Origin of the sequence: Mycobacterium sp. SMC-18 (genome assembly GCF_045310895.1) — a bacterium.
Taxonomy (GTDB): Bacteria; Actinomycetota; Actinomycetes; order Mycobacteriales; family Mycobacteriaceae; genus Mycobacterium.
The window spans coordinates 61,362-77,035 of record NZ_JBJIAL010000001.1; the positions used below are offsets into that span (position 1 = coordinate 61,362).

A 15,674-nucleotide genomic window follows, 5' to 3' on the forward strand; every position below is an offset into this window, starting at 1 on the left:
GGCCGCCATGGGGAAACACCTCGACGCCGCGAAAATCCACATCGGCCGTGACCCGGGCAGCCTCCTGGAAGGCGGCCGCTACGCGCTGATCCACACCCGGAGCCTCGAGTTCGACGAACTACGCCCCTACGTCCCAGGCGACGACGTCCGGGACATCGATTGGAAGGCGAGTTCCCGGTCCGGCCACACCCTCATCAAGCAGTTCGTGTCCGAGAAGCACCACAAGATCGTGGTGGTCGCCGACGCCGGCCGAAACGTGTCGGCGCTCGCGCCGTCGGGAGAGCTCAAGAAGGACATCATCATGCACGTCATCGGCGCGATCGGACTCATGACGCTGCGCCGCTCCGACGAGATAGGCCTGGTGGCGGGAGACCGCCGTGGTTGTATCGACACCCGCCTGCGGCGTGGCGAGACGCATATCGAGCGCATGCTGCACCACTACCTGCAGCTCGCCGGCGAATCCCCCGCCCGCAGCGATCTGCTGGTCCAACTGCAATGGCTGGCCACGCATTACCGCCACCGGCTCCTGGTCTTCATCGTGTCCGACGAACCCGAGATCAGTGACGCGTTGCAGAACGTGCTGCGCTCACTGACCGCCCGGCACGACGTCCTGTGGGCGCTGGTGACCGACATGCCGCCGGTGGGATCCGGAACCGGCCGCAGCTACGACGCCGCCGATGGACAGTTCCTGCTACCGCCGTCCGCACTCGACCGCGCCGTCACCGAAGCCTACCGGCGATCGGAAGACGAACGGCGCCAGAAGCTTTCGGATTTCCTGACCCTGTCCGGCGTACCGCATGCGCGAATCGGCGCGAGCACCCAGATCAAACCCGCCCTGACGGCGATGACGGGGGTCTACGCACGTGCCAGATGACGATCTGCTGCGCCACGTAATCGGCCCCGAGCCCTATTCCGGGTGGTGGCCGTGGTTTTCGGCTGCGCTGATCGTCTGTGTAATCGCCTGGTATGCCTGGCTTTTCACGGCGATGTCAGCGTCCCGCCGGATCGGCGACGTGCGGTTGATCCGAGTCGTGCGGGACGAGATGATCAAGCTGCGCGCGATCCGGGACATTCGCGGCATCGCCAGGCGCCATCGATCGGGCGACCTCTCGGCGCCGGCTGCCGGGGCGGCGCTGAGCCGAGAAGTCCGCCGGTTCCTGCACGCCGCGACCGGGCTCCGCGTGCAGTACATGCACGTCGGCGCCATCGCAGCCGGCCCGGCCGGCGCCGCCGCACCGCTGCTGTCCGAACTCGTCGACGTGCAATTCAATCCGCGATCGGACGTCGATGTCGACGATGCCTGCGCGACCGCCGAAGGGCTGGTCAGGCGATGGAGCTGACCTGGCGGATTGCGGCGATCATCGGGTGCGTCGCGCTGGCGGCGTGCGTGGCGGTGGCCGTGCTCTGGCCACACCGCCAGCGTCCCGGCGATCTCAGACCGCTCGCCAACACCGGCCGCCTGACACGGCTGCCCGAATACCGCCGGGCACAACGCCGGAACACGATCTCGGTGTGGTCCGCCGTCGTGCTCCTCGTGGTGGGTTTCGGTGCCGCCGTCGTGGCCACGGCACGACCCACGGGACTGCCCACGCTCGATCGCCGGTCCGAAGCCGCTGCGCCGCAGGACATCATGATCTGCGTCGGCGCCCCGGTCTCCGATTCCCCCGTCAACGCGACGCTGCAGTTCTTCGCCGATGCGGCCCGGGAGTACCGCACCGAGCGGATCGGGCTGACGTCTGCCAATCGCCGTGTCGTCCCGTTGACCCGGGACTACCAGTACGTGGCCGCGGAGCTCACCGCCTATGGTCGGCAGATCAAGCGCAGCGACGCCAGACCGTTCGTCGCGCCCGTCCGCTACACCGGCTACACCCCGAACATCGAAGACCTCCTCGCGCTGTGCATGACCGGGTTCCCGCCGGCCGCCAAGGGCACGGCGACGCGCAGGTCACTCATCTACGTCGGGCCAGACGCTTCGAGCGGAGAGGCCGGCCGGCTGTTCGACGGCACCGCGCTTCGAGACCTGGCTGCCACCAGCAAGATCCAGGTGAACGCACTCATCGTCGGCGCCGATGGGGGCACCGTTTCCGGCCTCGTGCACGACACCGGCGGCAGGTCGCACCCTGCCACTGATATCGGTGCGTCGTTGCGCGACATCACCCGCCATCCGCCCCCGGCCGATCGGACGAACGTCGCCGCCACACCGACAGAGACTCCGGACATCGCACTCGTGGTCGCCCTGCTCGCCGCCTGCGGTGCCGCATGGTGGCGACGGCGAAGCACCGAACACGCCGGCTGGCGGACGTGGCGCTGGGCCGGATTCGGCCTGACCGTGGTGCTGTTGATCGCCGCCGGCACGCGCCCGGCGATCGGGGCGACACCCCCGCCGCCCCAGACCGCAGGCGCGCTCGAGCCGAGTGTCTTCCTGGTCGTCGACCGCTCGGCGGACATGGCGGCACCGGGACCCGACGGCCGCTCACGCGCGGCCGAGGCGAGTGCCGACATCGCGCAACTGATCGACCGCTATCCGACCGCGCGGTTCGCCGTCGTCGGATTCGCGTCCGGCCCAGCAGTGGAATGGCCGCTCTCGGCCGACGCGTGGAGTCTGAAGCCGGTCGCGACGGCTCCCGTCACCTACCCCACATCGGAACCGGCACATACCGACGCCGGCGCGGCAAGTACGGTGCTGCGCTACCAGCTGCTCAGCGCAGCCCAGCAATACCCGGACGCCAAGAACCTCGTGTATTACCTCGGCGCGGGGACACCGGAATCCGCCACTCCGCAAAGGGAATTCGATCTACCGGAAGGTGTGGTCGCCGGCGGGGCCGTGATCGGTTACGGCGACGACGCGGTCCCCTCGCTACGGGCCGTTGCCGAGCAGATCGGGGTGCCGTATGTGCCGCGGCCCGCGGCCGGGCTGCCGCCCGAGGCGCTCACCGACGTCGCCCGCCCCGTCCAATCGCCCATCGGCTCGGGTCACAGTGGAACGGAACTCTACTGGGCGCTCTCAGGGCTCGCCGCCATGCTGCTTCTCATCGAACTGTTCCTGACGTTGCGGGAAGCGGCCCGCACCCGACTGGACCGGGTACGACTGTGAACACCGACCGACGAAAGCTGCGTCGCCGACTGCTCCTGGGCTCGGCGCCCGTCGTCGCCGCGGTGCTGATCCTCGCCGCGAAGCTGGCAACTGTCGCTGTCGTCGGCGACTCGGCGGTCACCGACTATGCGAACCGGGACACCGCCGCGCTGTCCGACGACGTCGCAATCCTGCGCCAGTTCAACGTGATCGAACCGGGCCGGACGTCGTACGCCGGCGGAAGCCTCGCGGTACTGCAGCACCGGCTCGGCGATGCCGACCGCGAATTCGGCCGCGCCCTGGCGCAGACCCCGGCCGACCGGTCGTGCCCGGTCCGGGTCAACCTCGAGCTGATCCGCGAAACCCTCGGCGATCAAGCTGCCGCAGCGGGCGACCGCGACGCGGCCGTCCGGCAGTACACCGCCGCCAGGGATGTGGTCACGCACGCGCCCGCCGACTGTTTCGCGGGCAACGCCGACCCCGATGCGCAGCGGCGCCGGATCCGCGCAGAGGCCCTGCCCCGGCTGGACGCCAAGCTCGCCGAGGCCGGCCCGCCGCCGGCCGCGCCGCCCCCACCCCCTCCGGCAGCACCGCCCCCGGCGCCGCCGCCCGCGGCCGGGGATGCCACGTCGACCCTTCCGCCACCGCTGCCCCCGCCGGACGGCGCCGACCCGATGCAAGGGCTGCAACAGATCCTGCGCGACGCGGCACGGTGACTTCGGCAGGTGTGCCCGCGGTGACGTCTGGGTATGCACCATCGATGAGTGACACCGCTCTGTTGATCATCGACATGTTCAACGACTACCGGCACGAAGACGGTGAGGAACTTGCGGCGAATGTCGCCGAGATTCTCGATCCGTTGCACCGGCTGCTGACGGCGGCCCGATCACACCCGGGTGTGGACGTCCTGTACGTCAACGACAACCATGAAGATTTCAGCGTCGGCGGCGAAGGCATCGTCGACGTCGCGTTGTCCGGGAGCCATCCCGAGCTCGTCAAGCCGCTGGTGCCGGCACAGGGCAGCACCTTTCTGACCAAGGTGCGGCACAGCGTCTTCTACGCCACCGCCCTCGACTACCTGCTGCGGCAGCGTGGCGTCACCAGGCTGATCCTGACGGGTCAGGTCACCGAACAGTGCATTCTCTACAGCGCCCTCGACGGGTACCTGCGGCACTACGACGTCATCGTCCCACCCGACGCGGTCGCGCACATCGACCCGCAACTCGGTGACGCGGCGCTGAAGATGATGCGGCGCAACATGGGCGCCGAGATCATCGAATCCACGCGGTGTCTGCCCTGACGCGTCGGGCGCGCGTGTACCGACCGTGACACCGGGTATGCGCCCTGTGTGAACACGACACCACCGATAACCCCCATGGACACCGTGGCCGAAGTTGCGGCGCGTCTGCGCGTGGATTCGATCCGGTCCAGCACCAGTGCCGGATCCGGTCACCCCACGTCGAGCATGTCAGCCGCGGATCTCGTCGCCGTGCTGATCACCCGTCACCTGCGCTATGACTGGCGCGATCCGGCCGCCGTCACCAACGACCATCTCATCTTCTCGAAGGGCCACGCGTCACCGCTGTTGTATTCGGCCTTCGCGGCCGTCGGCGCGATCACCGACGAAGAACTGGTCGACGGCTACCGCAGGTTCGGGCAGCGCCTGCAAGGTCACCCCACACCGGTACTGCCGTGGGTGGACGTCGCGACAGGCTCGCTCGGCCAGGGACTGCCCGACGGCGTCGGACTCGCGCTGGCCGGGAAGTACCTCGACGGCCTTCCGTACCGGGTGTGGGTGCTGTGCGGTGACAGCGAGATGGCCGAAGGCTCCATGTGGGAAGCGCTCGACAAAGCGTCCTACTACAAGCTGGACAACCTGGTCGCCCTCATCGATGTGAACAGGCTGGGACAGCGGGGCCCGACAGACCTCGGTTGGAACGTCGCGGCCTACGAGCGGCGCTGTCAGGCTTTCGGCGCCCGGACGGTCGTCATCGACGGCCACGACCTCAACGCGATCGATGAAGCCATGGCCGGCGTCGGTACTGCGGAAGCAGTGGACCGCCCGACGGTGATCATCGCCAAAACCATCAAGGGCAAAGGGTTCTCGGAGGTGGAGGACAGCCCGGACTGGCACGGCAAACCGTTGCCCGACGACATGGCCGAACGGGCTATCGCCGAACTCGGTGGCCGGCGCAGACTGATCGTGCGCAGCCTCGAGCCACCGACGCCCGCTCCGGCAGAGGAATGGCAGGCGGCCGAGCCCGTCGACCTCCCCACCTACGAACTCGGTGCGGACATCGCCACGCGAAAGGCCTACGGCGACGCGCTGGTGTCGGTCGGCAGTCGCAACCGGCACGTGGTCGCACTCGACGGCGAGGTCGGAAATTCCACCCACGCAGGCGAATTCGCGCGGGCATTCCCCGACCGCTACTTCGAGATGTTCATCGCCGAACAGCAGCTCGTGGCCGCGGCGACGGGCCTGAGCGTCCGCGGATACATCCCGTTCGCCTCCACGTTCGCCGCGTTCCTGACGCGCGCCTACGACTTCATCCGTATGGGCGCGATCTCGAACGCGAATGTGAAACTTGTCGGCTCCCATGCCGGCGTCGAAATCGGCGCGGACGGCCCATCGCAGATGGCACTCGAAGATATGGCGATGATGCGCGCCGTCCACGACGCCGTCGTGCTGTACCCGAGTGACGCCACCAGCACCGTGGCACTGGTGCAGTCGATGGCCGAGACGCCGGGAATCAGTTACCTGCGCACCACGCGCGGCGCCTACCCGGTGCTCTACGACGCCACCGAGGAGTTTCCGGTGGGCGGCGCCAAGCTCCTGCGCGTATCCGATCACGATGACGTCACCTTGATCGGCGCCGGCGTGACGGTGCACGAATGCCTCAGCGCCGCAAACGAACTCGCCGGGAAAGGCATCACCGCCCGGGTCATCGACTGTTACTCGATCAAACCGCTCGACGCCGCCACCGTCGCCGCGGCCGTCGCCGCCACCGGTGGCCGCGTCGTCGTCGCCGAGGACCACCACCCCGAGGGCGGTCTCGCGTCGGCGGTTCTCGATGCGCTCGTCGCTCACGATCTTGCCGATATCCGCCTCGCGCATCTGGCCGTCCGCGGCATGCCCGGTTCCGGCACGACACGCGAACTGCTCGCCTGGGCGGGCATCGACGCGGACCGCATCCGGGAAGCCGCGACGACGTTGATCGCCAAGAGCGTTGTCGACAGCACGCCGCGCTGAAGTTCGGGCTTGCGACAATGGACGCATGGTCGAGCAGAGCCTGTGGATGCAGAAAGTCGAAGCCGATCCCGGCCACTCGCAGTGGTACATCGAACGGTTCCGGGCGCTCGCCCGCGCCGGTGAGGATCTCGTCGGCGAAGCCCGCCTGATCGACGCGATGGCTGCCCGCGGCTCGCGAATCCTCGACGCCGGCTGCGGCCCCGGCCGGATCGGCGGCTACCTCGCCGCGGCCGGGCACGAGGTGGTCGGGGTGGACGTCGACCCCGCTCTCATCGCGGCCGCCGAAGAGGATCACCCCGGACCGCGCTGGCTGGTGGGCGACCTCGCCGAACTCGACCTGCCGGCCCGCGGCATACCGGAGCCCTTCGACCTGATCGTGTCGGCCGGCAACGTGATGACGTTCGTCGCCCCGAGCACCCGCGTGCAGGTGCTCTCCCGGCTCCGCGCCCACCTCGCCGACAACGGCCGTGTGGTGATCGGGTTCGGCGCCGGCCGCGATTACGAATTCAATCAGTTCTTCCAGGACGCCAGCCGAGCCGGCCTCACCCCGGATCTGCTGCTCTCCACCTGGGATCTGCGGGTGTTCACCGACAAATCCGACTTCCTGGTCGCAGTCCTCATCCCGATCCCGCCCGGGTAGCGTGACACCGGTGAACCTCTCTCGCGTGTCTTCCTCCGTTGCCCTGACCGCCTGCGCCGCCTCCCTCGCCGTCGCCCTCACCGCGTGTGGCTCGGACGAGAAGCCACCGGCGGCGACCACGACGCAGGCGCCGTTGGTGACCACGACCCCGAGCGCGGCGACCGCCCTCGACAACTCCTCGACCGCCGCTGCCCGCACCTGCCCGACGGCAGAAGGACAGGGCGGCGCACCCGAGTGGACCCTGAGCGGCGCCACCGGCAGCGTCGCCGTCACCGGATCCACCGATACCGCGGCTCCGGTCGTCACCGTCAAGGGCCCGTTCAGCGTGAACCAGACCCAGGTGCAGACACTCAAGGCCGGCACCGGACCCGTCGTCCCCGAAACCGCGACGGTCTCGGTCTGCTACGCGGGCTTCAACGGGCGTGACGGATCGAAGTTCGACAGCGCCTACGACCGCGGCGCCCCGGCCACCTTCTCCCTCCTGCGCGTCGTGCCCGGTTTCCAGAAGGCCATCGCCGGACAGAAGGTCGGCTCCACCGTCGCCGTCGCGATGACGTCGGCCGACGGCTACCCCGACGGCCAGCCGAGCGCGGGCATCGAGAAGGGTGACTCGCTGGTCTTCGCGATCAAGATCCTCGACGTGTCGAACTGACCGTCATGCTGCGGCGGTGCGGCGAACCTGTTATCAAGAACTTGGTTCATCGTTACCGCGAAACACCGTCGAGCAAAGGTGGCCCCGACCTCAACTGACGCCACAATAGAAGTGTTGGAGTGCCGCGCTGGGGAGGACAGCGCAGCACGACAGCGCAGCATGTCAGTAGGTCGCCGCTGCCGCGACGGGAGGATATATGCGCAGCTCTGTCGGCACCGTCACCGTCGTCATGGTCGCGGTTCTGACCGCCGGATGTGGTAGCACCGCCGGTACACCCGTGCCGGTGACCACGCCGCCGATGGTGGCCCGGCCCCTCGTCGAACGCGAACTGGACGGTCTGCTGCTCAACCCCGACCAGGTCAACGCGACCATGGGGTCGGCCGCCATGACGGTGCTCAGCGCTCAGTCCACGATGTCGGACAACAGCGCCACGATGGCACCGCCGGAGTGCCTCGTCATCGACGGCGCCGCGGAAGCCGCGGTGTACGCGGGCAGCGGCTTCTGGGCCGAGCGCGAGCAGAGCATGAACGACGGGGACAAGTTCACCCACTACCTCAAGCAGGCTGTCGTCCTGTTTCCGACGCAGGACAAGGCGCAGGAGTTCTTCAACACGCAAGCGCAGCTATGGCCGGCGTGCAAGCAGTACACGCACACGCAGAGTCAGTCGCAGTGGTCGGTCGGGCCGATCACCAACGCGCACGACACCCTCAGCGTCGTCGCGACAGAACAAGACGCGGCCGCACCCGGATGGGCATGCGGCCGCGCCTTGGCACACAAGAACAACGTCATCATCGACATCAACACGTGCAGTCCCAATCCGGCGGACACGGCGGTCCAGATCGCCACCCAGATCGGCACCAACGTCGCGGCACGATGGTGACCGCGGTGGTTACCCGCCGTTGGTGACCGGGTTCGACGTCAGCGGGATGAACCCGTCGTTGATCCAGACGCCCCACCGGCCGCCCCAGGCCGAGGTCCACACGACGGGCTGACCGTCCCACACCTCAGCCGGCTTCTTCGGGGCCCACGGCGGAACCTCCTCGCCCAGCCCGGGCGCCGGTGGCGGCGGCTGCGCAGCAGCCAGCGGCATACCGAAGCCGAGCGCGGCCGCGGCGAGCGAACCCGCGACGGCGGCGGCGGACAAGGTCTTCTTGATCGAGGTCATGCACACGCTCCCCTGCGTAGACTGCGATTACTTAGCGTATGTAATCACATTACGCCGTCGAGTCAGTGCGATGGGGTCGGCGCGAATCCGGCAGCCGGCGGCGGCGCGCCGGGACCACCCGGCGCCGGCGTGGCCGGCGCCGCACCCGGGGCGTCGTAGTACCCGGGCGGCGGTGGGCCGTTCAGCGGGTAGTAGCCCGGAGGCAGCGCCGGTCCACCGGTCTTGGGCCCGGTGTCGACGATCGGGTTCGACGACGCCGGATCGGTCAGTGAAATGAACCCTGGTGGCAGCTTGGGCGCCGGCCCCGCACCGGGCGGTGGTCCGGGTGCCTCCTCGGGCGGCATGGTGAGCGCCTCGATCGGGTTGCCGCTGTGGAACGTGTGCCAGATGTCCCGGAGATAGCCGAGCTGACCCGGCGTACTACCGGCGCCGTACTGCGGGTTCTCGATCTCGGGGACCGTCGGAGCGCCGATCGGAGGCGCGGCCACCGGGCCGCTGGGACCGCTCGCAGGCTCCACGACGGGCTGGCCGGGTGCGGGTGTCGTCGGTGTGGCCGGGTCCGCCGCAGCCGGACCGGCCGCCGCGAGCGCACCGGCCAGCAGCACACCGCCGACTATCACCGGCGCGTGGAAACGCTGTCGCTCGGTCTTCAAATGCTCGTCCGTCCTTTCAACCGGCGTCCGTAACGGGTCAGGCTATCGCGTGTACCGGCCTCCGTCATCTCGTTCGGGCCTGAAAAGCCCGGTACGCCGACCTGATTTCCGCGACCCGCGCCGCAGCGATCCCCCACGGTTTGTCGACCCCGACGCGTTCGTCGAGGTCCCACAGCACACAGTCCTCATCCGGTCCGGCGACTTTTTCCCACGCGATGACCGTCCGCCGGAGTTGCTCGTGCATCGGCTCCGACACGGCGCCGGCGGGCGCCCCGCCTTCGGGATGATGGTGCAGGAACCGGCCGTAGGCCGTGTCACAGAAGGCCGAATACCTTGCGGTACAGAGGATCAGCCCGTGCCAGGCCTCGTCGACGGCGTGCGACGGCATGCCGATCACCTGACCGTCGCGCATGGCCACCCCGCAACACCGCAACCACTGCCGCAGGCCCTCCGTCACGAGATCCCGTGGCTGCCAAGGGCACGTCTTGTACACCGCGTCCGGCAACTCGAGCTCTGCCACCGCGGCGTTCATCCGGTCCAGCGGCCCCTGACGCGTGAATCGCACCCTGCAACTCTATGTCGCGGTCGGCAAGTCGAGATCGGCCATCGCGGCCCGTCGCCGCGCTTCCCAGCGCCGCAGCGCCACCCGGCACGGCTCCTCCAGCAGCGCGTAACTCACCGCGGCCACCGCGAAGCCGAACGTCGTCGTCAGGACCATCACGACCGGCAGCGCACCGGGGAACGTCGTCTGCCCGATCATGGCGAGCACCATGTCGAGGGCGGCGAGGTGCCAGAGAAACAGACCGTACGACCAGCGGCCGAGCGTCACCATCGGGGCGCTGGCCAGCACCCGGTGCGGGCTGTCCGGGGTGTCCAGGACCAGCGGCGCCAGCAGCGCGCCGGCAATGACCGCCCCCAGTGCCGTCCGCACGATGAACTGGCCGAGGGTCGCGTGCTGGTGCCCGGCCGGCATCGCCAACGGTGAGGCCGCCACCACGAATGCGACGACCGCCACCGCCATCAGGGTCGAGCGTTGCCGGGCCAACCGGTGCGCCCAGCCGTACGGCCGGAACATCCACTCCGCCAACAACATCCCCACGGCGAACCACGAGGCGTAGGCCGGTAGCCAGTTGAGCGGATTGGCGCCGTGATACGCCGGGATCGGCAGATAACCCCAGCCGAAACTCAGCAGCGCCACTCCGGTGATGACCGGAATTCGCAGCCGCAGCGACAGTTTCGCGACCAGGAGCGCCAACAGGGGCACCACGAGATAGAAGGCCATCTCGACCGACAGGCTCCACATCTGCGTGAGCCCGGCGATCAGCGTCTTGGGGACGAAGACCTGCGTCAGGGTCAGATTCGCGATCCAGACCGCCCGGTCCGCGCCGTGCGCGTCGGGCAACAGGGTCAGCACCGCGACCACCGTCAGCAGATACGCCGGCATGATCCGGACCAGCCGGGAGCGGTAGTACGGCGCCACCTCGGGTTCGGCCCGCAGCCCGTGCGCCGCGGCGGCGTGCGGGCGCCACAGCAGGAAGCCCGACAACGCGAAGAACACGGCCACCGACAGGTCGAAGCGGGCCAGCAACCGGCCGACGACACCGTCGGTGTAGCCCGTCTGCAACGCCACGTGCGTGAGCACGACCCCCAGTGCCGCGGCCGCCCGCAGGCCCTCGACCGCAGGCAGGAACCCGCGAGTGCCGCTGACGGGCTCGGGGGCCGGGGTGGTCATGCGCCCAGTGTGCCCGAGAAGTGCACTCAGCTACCGAAAAGCCCCGCATCGACGACCCGGATGACCGGTGCGCCGTCCGCGTCGGACGCGGCCAGGTCGACTTCCACGTCGATACCCCAGTCGTGGTCATGCGCCGGGTCGTCCAGGATCTGACGGACGCGCCACACGTCGGGCGCCCGGTCGAAGATCAGCATCGCGGGTCCCCGCGCATCGGCCCCGGTGCCGATGTCGTCGTGCTCGGCGAAGTACTGCTCCCCCACCGCTTCCCAGCGCTGCGCCGCCCACCCCGACCCGGAATCCAGGTCCCCGAGTTCCGCCCAGCGGCGGCGGGCCCACAGCTCGACGCGCCGGAACAGCGCGTTGCGGACCATCGCGGTGAATGCCCGCTCGTTGCCGGTCAGTGGCCGCACCGGCGCCATCACCGCCACCTCGTCGACCTGATCAGCGCTGGTCAACTGTTCCCATTCGTCGAGCAGGCTCGAATCGACCTGGCGCACAAGCTCACCCAGCCATTCGACGATGTCGGTGAGCTCATCGGTCCGGGCGGCGGCCGGCACTCCCGAGCGCAGCGCCTTGACGGCATCCGACAGGTAGCGCAGCACCGCGCCCTCGGTGCGGGTCAGGCCATAGGCACTGACGTACTCCTTGAACGTAAGTCCCTGTTCCCACATCTCGCGCACGACGGACTTCGGCGCCGGGTGGCCGTCGGCCGCCCACGGGTTGCTCCGGCAGTACACCTCGAAACAGTGCGCCAGCAGTTCATCGAGCGGACGCGGGTAAGTGATGTCGTCGAGCAGTTCGATGCGCTCGTCGTACTCGATGCCTTCGGCCTTCATCGCCGCGACGGCCTCACCCCGGGCCTTCTTCAGCTGCGCCGCGAGGATTTGGCGTGGGTCCTCGAGCGTCGCCTCGATCACCGAAACCACATCGCGCGCAAACGTTTCCGAGTCCGGGTCGAGCAGCTCGACGGCCGCGAGCGCGAACGTCGACAACGGCTGGTTCAGCGCGAAATCCGGCGGCAGGTCCACCGTGAGGCGGTACCGGCGCCCGTCCAGTTCCGGCTCGGCCAGGCGTTCCAGTACCCCGGCCTGCAGCAGCGAACGCGCGATGCCGACCGCCTCGCGGATGTGTCGCAGCTGCCTCTTGCGCGGCTCATGGTTCTCACTGAGCAACCGGCGCATGGCCAGGCAGGGATCACCGGGACGGTCGACGACGTCGAGGATCATCGCCGTGGACACCCGCATGTTGCTCGTGAGCGCCTCCGGCTCCGCCTCGACGAGGCGCTTCATGGTGTTCTCACCCCAGGGGACCATGCCCTCGGGTGCCTTGCGGCGCACCAGCTTTCGGCGCTTTTTCGGGTCGTCGGCGACCTTGGCGAACTGCTTGAGGTTCTCGACCTCGTGCTCGGGCGCCTGCACGACGACGGTGCCCGCGGTGTCGTAGCCGGCCCGCCCGGCACGGCCGGCGATCTGGTGGAACTCGCGGGCATTGAGCAGCCGAGTACGGGTGCCGTCGTACTTCGACAACGCCGAGAAGACGACGGTGCGGATCGGCACGTTGATGCCCACACCGAGCGTGTCGGTGCCGCAGATGACCTTCAAAAGCCCGGCCTGCGCGAGCTGTTCCACCAGCCGCCGGTACTTGGGCAGCATGCCGGCGTGGTGCACACCGATGCCGTGGCGCACCAGCCGCGACAGCGTCGAGCCGAACGCCGTCGTGAAACGGAAGCCGCCGATGTGGTCGGCGATGGCGGCCTTCTCCTCCTTGGTACTCACGTTGACGCTCATCAGCGCCTGCGCCCGCTCCAGCGCCGCCGCCTGCGTGAAATGGACGACGTAGATCGGTGACTGTTTGGTCTGCAACAGGTCGGCGATGGTCTCGTGCATCGCGGTCGTCGCATAGCTGTAGAACAGCGGCACCGGGCGTTCGGCGCCGGCCACCAGCGCGGTCGGGCGGCCGGTACGCCGGGTGAGGTCCTCGCGCAACACGGTCACGTCGCCGAGCGTCGCCGACATCAACAGGAACTGCGCCCTGGGCAATTCGAGCAGCGGCACCTGCCACGCCCAGCCGCGGTCGGGGTCGCCGTAGAAATGGAACTCGTCCATCACCACCAGACCGATGTCCGCGTCGGCGCCTTCCCGCAGCGCGATGTTCGCAAGGATCTCGGCCGTGCACGCGATGATCGGCGCACTGGCGTTGACCGCCGCGTCGCCGGTGAGCATGCCCACGTTCGCGGCGCCGAACACGTCGCACAGGGCGAAGAACTTCTCGCTGACCAAGGCCTTGATCGGCGCGGTGTAGTAGCTGCGCCGGTTCGCCGCGAGCGCGAAGTACACCCCGCCCGTGGCCACCAGCGACTTGCCGGAACCGGTCGGCGTCGCCAGGACGACGTTGGCGCCGCTGACCAACTCGATGAGCGCCTCCTCCTGCGCCGGGTACAGCGCCGTCCCCGCCGCCTCGGCCCACTCGGCGAACGCCGCGAGCAGTTCGTCGGGGTCAGCGCCCGTCGCGCGCAGCGCGGACAGGTCGGCGGGGTCGTCCAGGAGGGATATGCGGGGTGCCATCGTGGACACCAGCCTGCCCGATCACCGGACGCGCGTCAGCGGCGGGCAGGCTGCGCGCAGGCAAGATGGCTCGTGTGACGTGGTTGATCCCCGACGCGCTCATCGTGGCGCTGTCCCCCATGGCGGTCCTGCCGCCGGTGCTGCTCCTGCTGTACTCGGACCGGCCCCGCAGCACCGGCCTGACCTACCTGGGCGGGTGGCTCGCCGGGATGGCGGCCGTCATCAGCACGGTGGTGCTGGTATCGCCCGTCGGCCGGTCGCACGCCGCCGCGACCAGTTCGCGGTTGCAGCTCGGCATCGGCATCGCGCTGATCGTGCTCGGTGTCGTCACGTGGCTGCGGCGCGCGCACTACGCGCAGGCGACGGGCTGGCTGACGCGGCTGCAGTCCGCGTCGCCACTGGTCACCGGCGTCACCGGGGTGGTCTTCGCCGTCGCGAACCCGAAGTTCATCCTGGCGTGCGTCGCCGGCGGCGTGGCCATCGACGCGCTGCTGACCGCGCCCGTCGAAAAGGCCGGTGCCGTCGGCTTTTTCGTCGTACTGGCCGGCTCCACCACCGCCGCACCGATCCTGGCGCACCTGGTGGCCGCGCGGTACGCCGAGAAGGGCCTGGAGCGGATGCGCCACTGGGTGCAGGAACACACCGCCGCGATCACCGCCGTGACACTGACGGCCGTCGGCACGCTGCTGGTCGTGGTGGCCGGAATCCCCACCGCCGCAGCCGATCAGGTCGCCCGGCTCCGCCCCGTCGTGCTCGAACGGTTCGACCACGACCCCGTCGCGTTCACCGAGGGCATGTTCGTCGACGGACCGACGCTGTACGAGAGCACGGGCCTCGAAGGAAAGTCCGAGCTGCGCGAACTCGACGCCGACACCGGACAGCTGCGGCGCGCGGTCCCGCTGCCGCCGGCCTATTTCGGCGAGGGCATCGCCGATGCCGGCCCGCACCTGTGGCAGCTGACGTACGAGAACGGCGTCGCCATCGAATGGGACAAGGCCACGCTGACGATGCTGCGCGAGGTCCCGCTCGACGGTCAGGGCTGGGGCCTGTGCCGCACGGGTGACCGGCTGATCCGCAGCGACGGATCCGCGGTGCTGCGCTTCCACCGTCTCGACGACATGCGGGAAACAGGCACCCTCGCCGTGACCTACAACGGAATTCAGGTCACCGGGCTCAACAGCCTCGACTGCGCCGGAAACCGGATCTGGGCCAACGTGTTCCCGACCGACCAGATCATCGAGGTCGACGCCAACACGGGCGTCGTCACCGCCGTCGTCTATGCCACCGGTCTGCGCGACGCCGCCTGGCAGGGCGACATCGGCGTCCTCAACGGCATCGCGCATCTCGGCGGCGCCGGCGGCAATGGGCAGTTCCTGGTCACGGGCAAGTACTGGCCGGCGGTCTACCGGGTGCGGTTCGAACCGGCGACACCGGCGGAAATTCAGGTGCGCTGACGACTGCCGGATGTGACGATCAGCGCCATGCCGAGTTCACTGATCGAGGTCCGACGTCAGTACAGCCATCCCGACGAGGTCGCCCTCATCGATGCCGTCCACGCGGCACTGGTCGCCGCGTTCCAGATCCCGGTCGGCGACAAGCACGTCCGGCTCCTGGTCCATGAGCCGCACCGGTTTTCGCACGCGCCGCATCTCAGGCATCCCGAGCGGTACACACTGGTGACCGTCGACTGTTTCGCCGGCCGGTCGGTGGACGCCAAGCGCGCGCTGTACCGCGAGATCACGGGCCGCCTCGGCGCCTTCGACATCCCCGCCGACCACATCACGATGCTGCTGCGCGAGAGTGCGCTCGAGAACTGGGGCGTCCGCGGCGGACAGGCCGCCTGCGACGTCAACCTCGGCTTCGATGTGAATGTCTGATCGCGTATTCACGGCAGCCCCGCGGCGATAGGCTCGGAGAGCTCATCGGAAACCAGCTCAGCAAGGAG

16 protein-coding genes are annotated in these 15,674 nt (G+C 69.1%); 11 read left to right on the forward strand and 5 right to left on the reverse strand.

The genetic code is table 11. The features are described from left to right. The first annotated feature begins 7 nt into the window (after positions 1-7). The 9 genes from ACJH6J_RS00300 to ACJH6J_RS00340 all read left to right on the forward strand — a co-directional run bounded on the left by ACJH6J_RS00300 (position 8) and on the right by ACJH6J_RS00340 (position 8,495). The gene (locus ACJH6J_RS00300) at positions 8-874 is read left to right on the forward strand and encodes a DUF58 domain-containing protein (RefSeq protein ID WP_212811376.1); all 867 of its coding nucleotides are present in this window, start codon (positions 8-10) and stop codon (positions 872-874) included. After that, positions 864-1,340 (forward strand): hypothetical protein, encoded by a 477-nt coding sequence (locus ACJH6J_RS00305; RefSeq protein WP_212811375.1) that lies wholly within the window; start codon positions 864-866, stop codon positions 1,338-1,340. Before ACJH6J_RS00300 ends, ACJH6J_RS00305 begins: the two co-directional genes overlap by 11 nt. After that, on the forward strand, positions 1,331-3,094 hold the full coding sequence (locus ACJH6J_RS00310) for a VWA domain-containing protein (RefSeq protein ID WP_212811374.1): 1,764 nt from the start codon (positions 1,331-1,333) through the stop codon (positions 3,092-3,094). The genes ACJH6J_RS00305 and ACJH6J_RS00310 overlap by 10 nt, the downstream gene beginning before the upstream one ends. Then, positions 3,091-3,789 carry a hypothetical protein gene (locus tag ACJH6J_RS00315; protein ID WP_244872536.1) on the forward strand — a complete coding sequence of 233 codons (699 nt, stop codon included), beginning with the start codon at positions 3,091-3,093 and terminating at the stop codon, positions 3,787-3,789. Before ACJH6J_RS00310 ends, ACJH6J_RS00315 begins: the two co-directional genes overlap by 4 nt. A 44-nt stretch (positions 3,790-3,833) precedes the next feature. After that, complete coding sequence (locus ACJH6J_RS00320) at positions 3,834-4,373, forward strand: cysteine hydrolase family protein (protein ID WP_212811373.1); 540 nt, start codon at positions 3,834-3,836, stop codon at positions 4,371-4,373. Positions 4,374-4,421: 48 nt separating this feature from the next. Continuing rightward, complete coding sequence (locus ACJH6J_RS00325; protein WP_244881363.1) at positions 4,422-6,323, forward strand: transketolase; 1,902 nt, start codon at positions 4,422-4,424, stop codon at positions 6,321-6,323. Between the two features lie 25 nt (positions 6,324-6,348). Then, the gene (locus ACJH6J_RS00330) at positions 6,349-6,963 is read left to right on the forward strand and encodes a bifunctional 2-polyprenyl-6-hydroxyphenol methylase/3-demethylubiquinol 3-O-methyltransferase UbiG (RefSeq protein WP_212811371.1); all 615 of its coding nucleotides are present in this window, start codon (positions 6,349-6,351) and stop codon (positions 6,961-6,963) included. A gap of 10 nt (positions 6,964-6,973) precedes the next feature. Further along, a complete protein-coding gene (locus tag ACJH6J_RS00335) occupies positions 6,974-7,615 on the forward strand; it encodes an FKBP-type peptidyl-prolyl cis-trans isomerase (protein WP_212811370.1) in 642 nt (213 codons plus the stop codon). Positions 7,616-7,811: 196 nt separating this feature from the next. Beyond that, positions 7,812-8,495, forward strand: a complete 684-nt coding sequence (locus ACJH6J_RS00340; RefSeq protein ID WP_212811369.1) for a sensor domain-containing protein — start codon at positions 7,812-7,814, stop codon at positions 8,493-8,495. Positions 8,496-8,504: 9 nt separating this feature from the next. Here the strand turns inward: ACJH6J_RS00340 and ACJH6J_RS00345 are convergent, their stop codons facing one another. The 5 genes from ACJH6J_RS00345 to ACJH6J_RS00365 all read right to left on the reverse strand — a co-directional run bounded on the left by ACJH6J_RS00345 (position 8,505) and on the right by ACJH6J_RS00365 (position 13,729). Beyond that, positions 8,505-8,780 (reverse strand): hypothetical protein, encoded by a 276-nt coding sequence (locus tag ACJH6J_RS00345; RefSeq protein WP_174557662.1) that lies wholly within the window; start codon positions 8,778-8,780, stop codon positions 8,505-8,507. 62 nt (positions 8,781-8,842) lie between these two features. Continuing rightward, positions 8,843-9,433, reverse strand: coding sequence for a hypothetical protein (locus tag ACJH6J_RS00350; protein WP_244872535.1), 591 nt, complete (start codon positions 9,431-9,433; stop codon positions 8,843-8,845). A gap of 64 nt (positions 9,434-9,497) precedes the next feature. Next, positions 9,498-9,965, reverse strand: a complete 468-nt coding sequence (locus ACJH6J_RS00355) for a hypothetical protein (RefSeq protein ID WP_212814804.1) — start codon at positions 9,963-9,965, stop codon at positions 9,498-9,500. Between the two features lie 42 nt (positions 9,966-10,007). Further along, on the reverse strand, positions 10,008-11,165 hold the full coding sequence (locus ACJH6J_RS00360) for an acyltransferase (RefSeq protein WP_212811368.1): 1,158 nt from the start codon (positions 11,163-11,165) through the stop codon (positions 10,008-10,010). A gap of 26 nt (positions 11,166-11,191) precedes the next feature. Further along, the gene (locus ACJH6J_RS00365) at positions 11,192-13,729 is read right to left on the reverse strand and encodes a DEAD/DEAH box helicase (protein WP_406803378.1); all 2,538 of its coding nucleotides are present in this window, start codon (positions 13,727-13,729) and stop codon (positions 11,192-11,194) included. 74 nt (positions 13,730-13,803) lie between these two features. On the opposite strand from ACJH6J_RS00365, the gene ACJH6J_RS00370 reads away from it, so the two are divergent. Then, positions 13,804-15,183: a glutaminyl-peptide cyclotransferase gene (locus tag ACJH6J_RS00370; RefSeq protein WP_212811366.1), complete on the forward strand. Its 1,380-nt coding sequence runs from the start codon at positions 13,804-13,806 to the stop codon at positions 15,181-15,183. 27 nt (positions 15,184-15,210) lie between these two features. Then, positions 15,211-15,606: a tautomerase family protein gene (locus ACJH6J_RS00375; RefSeq protein ID WP_406803379.1), complete on the forward strand. Its 396-nt coding sequence runs from the start codon at positions 15,211-15,213 to the stop codon at positions 15,604-15,606. Positions 15,607-15,674 lie beyond the last annotated feature (68 nt).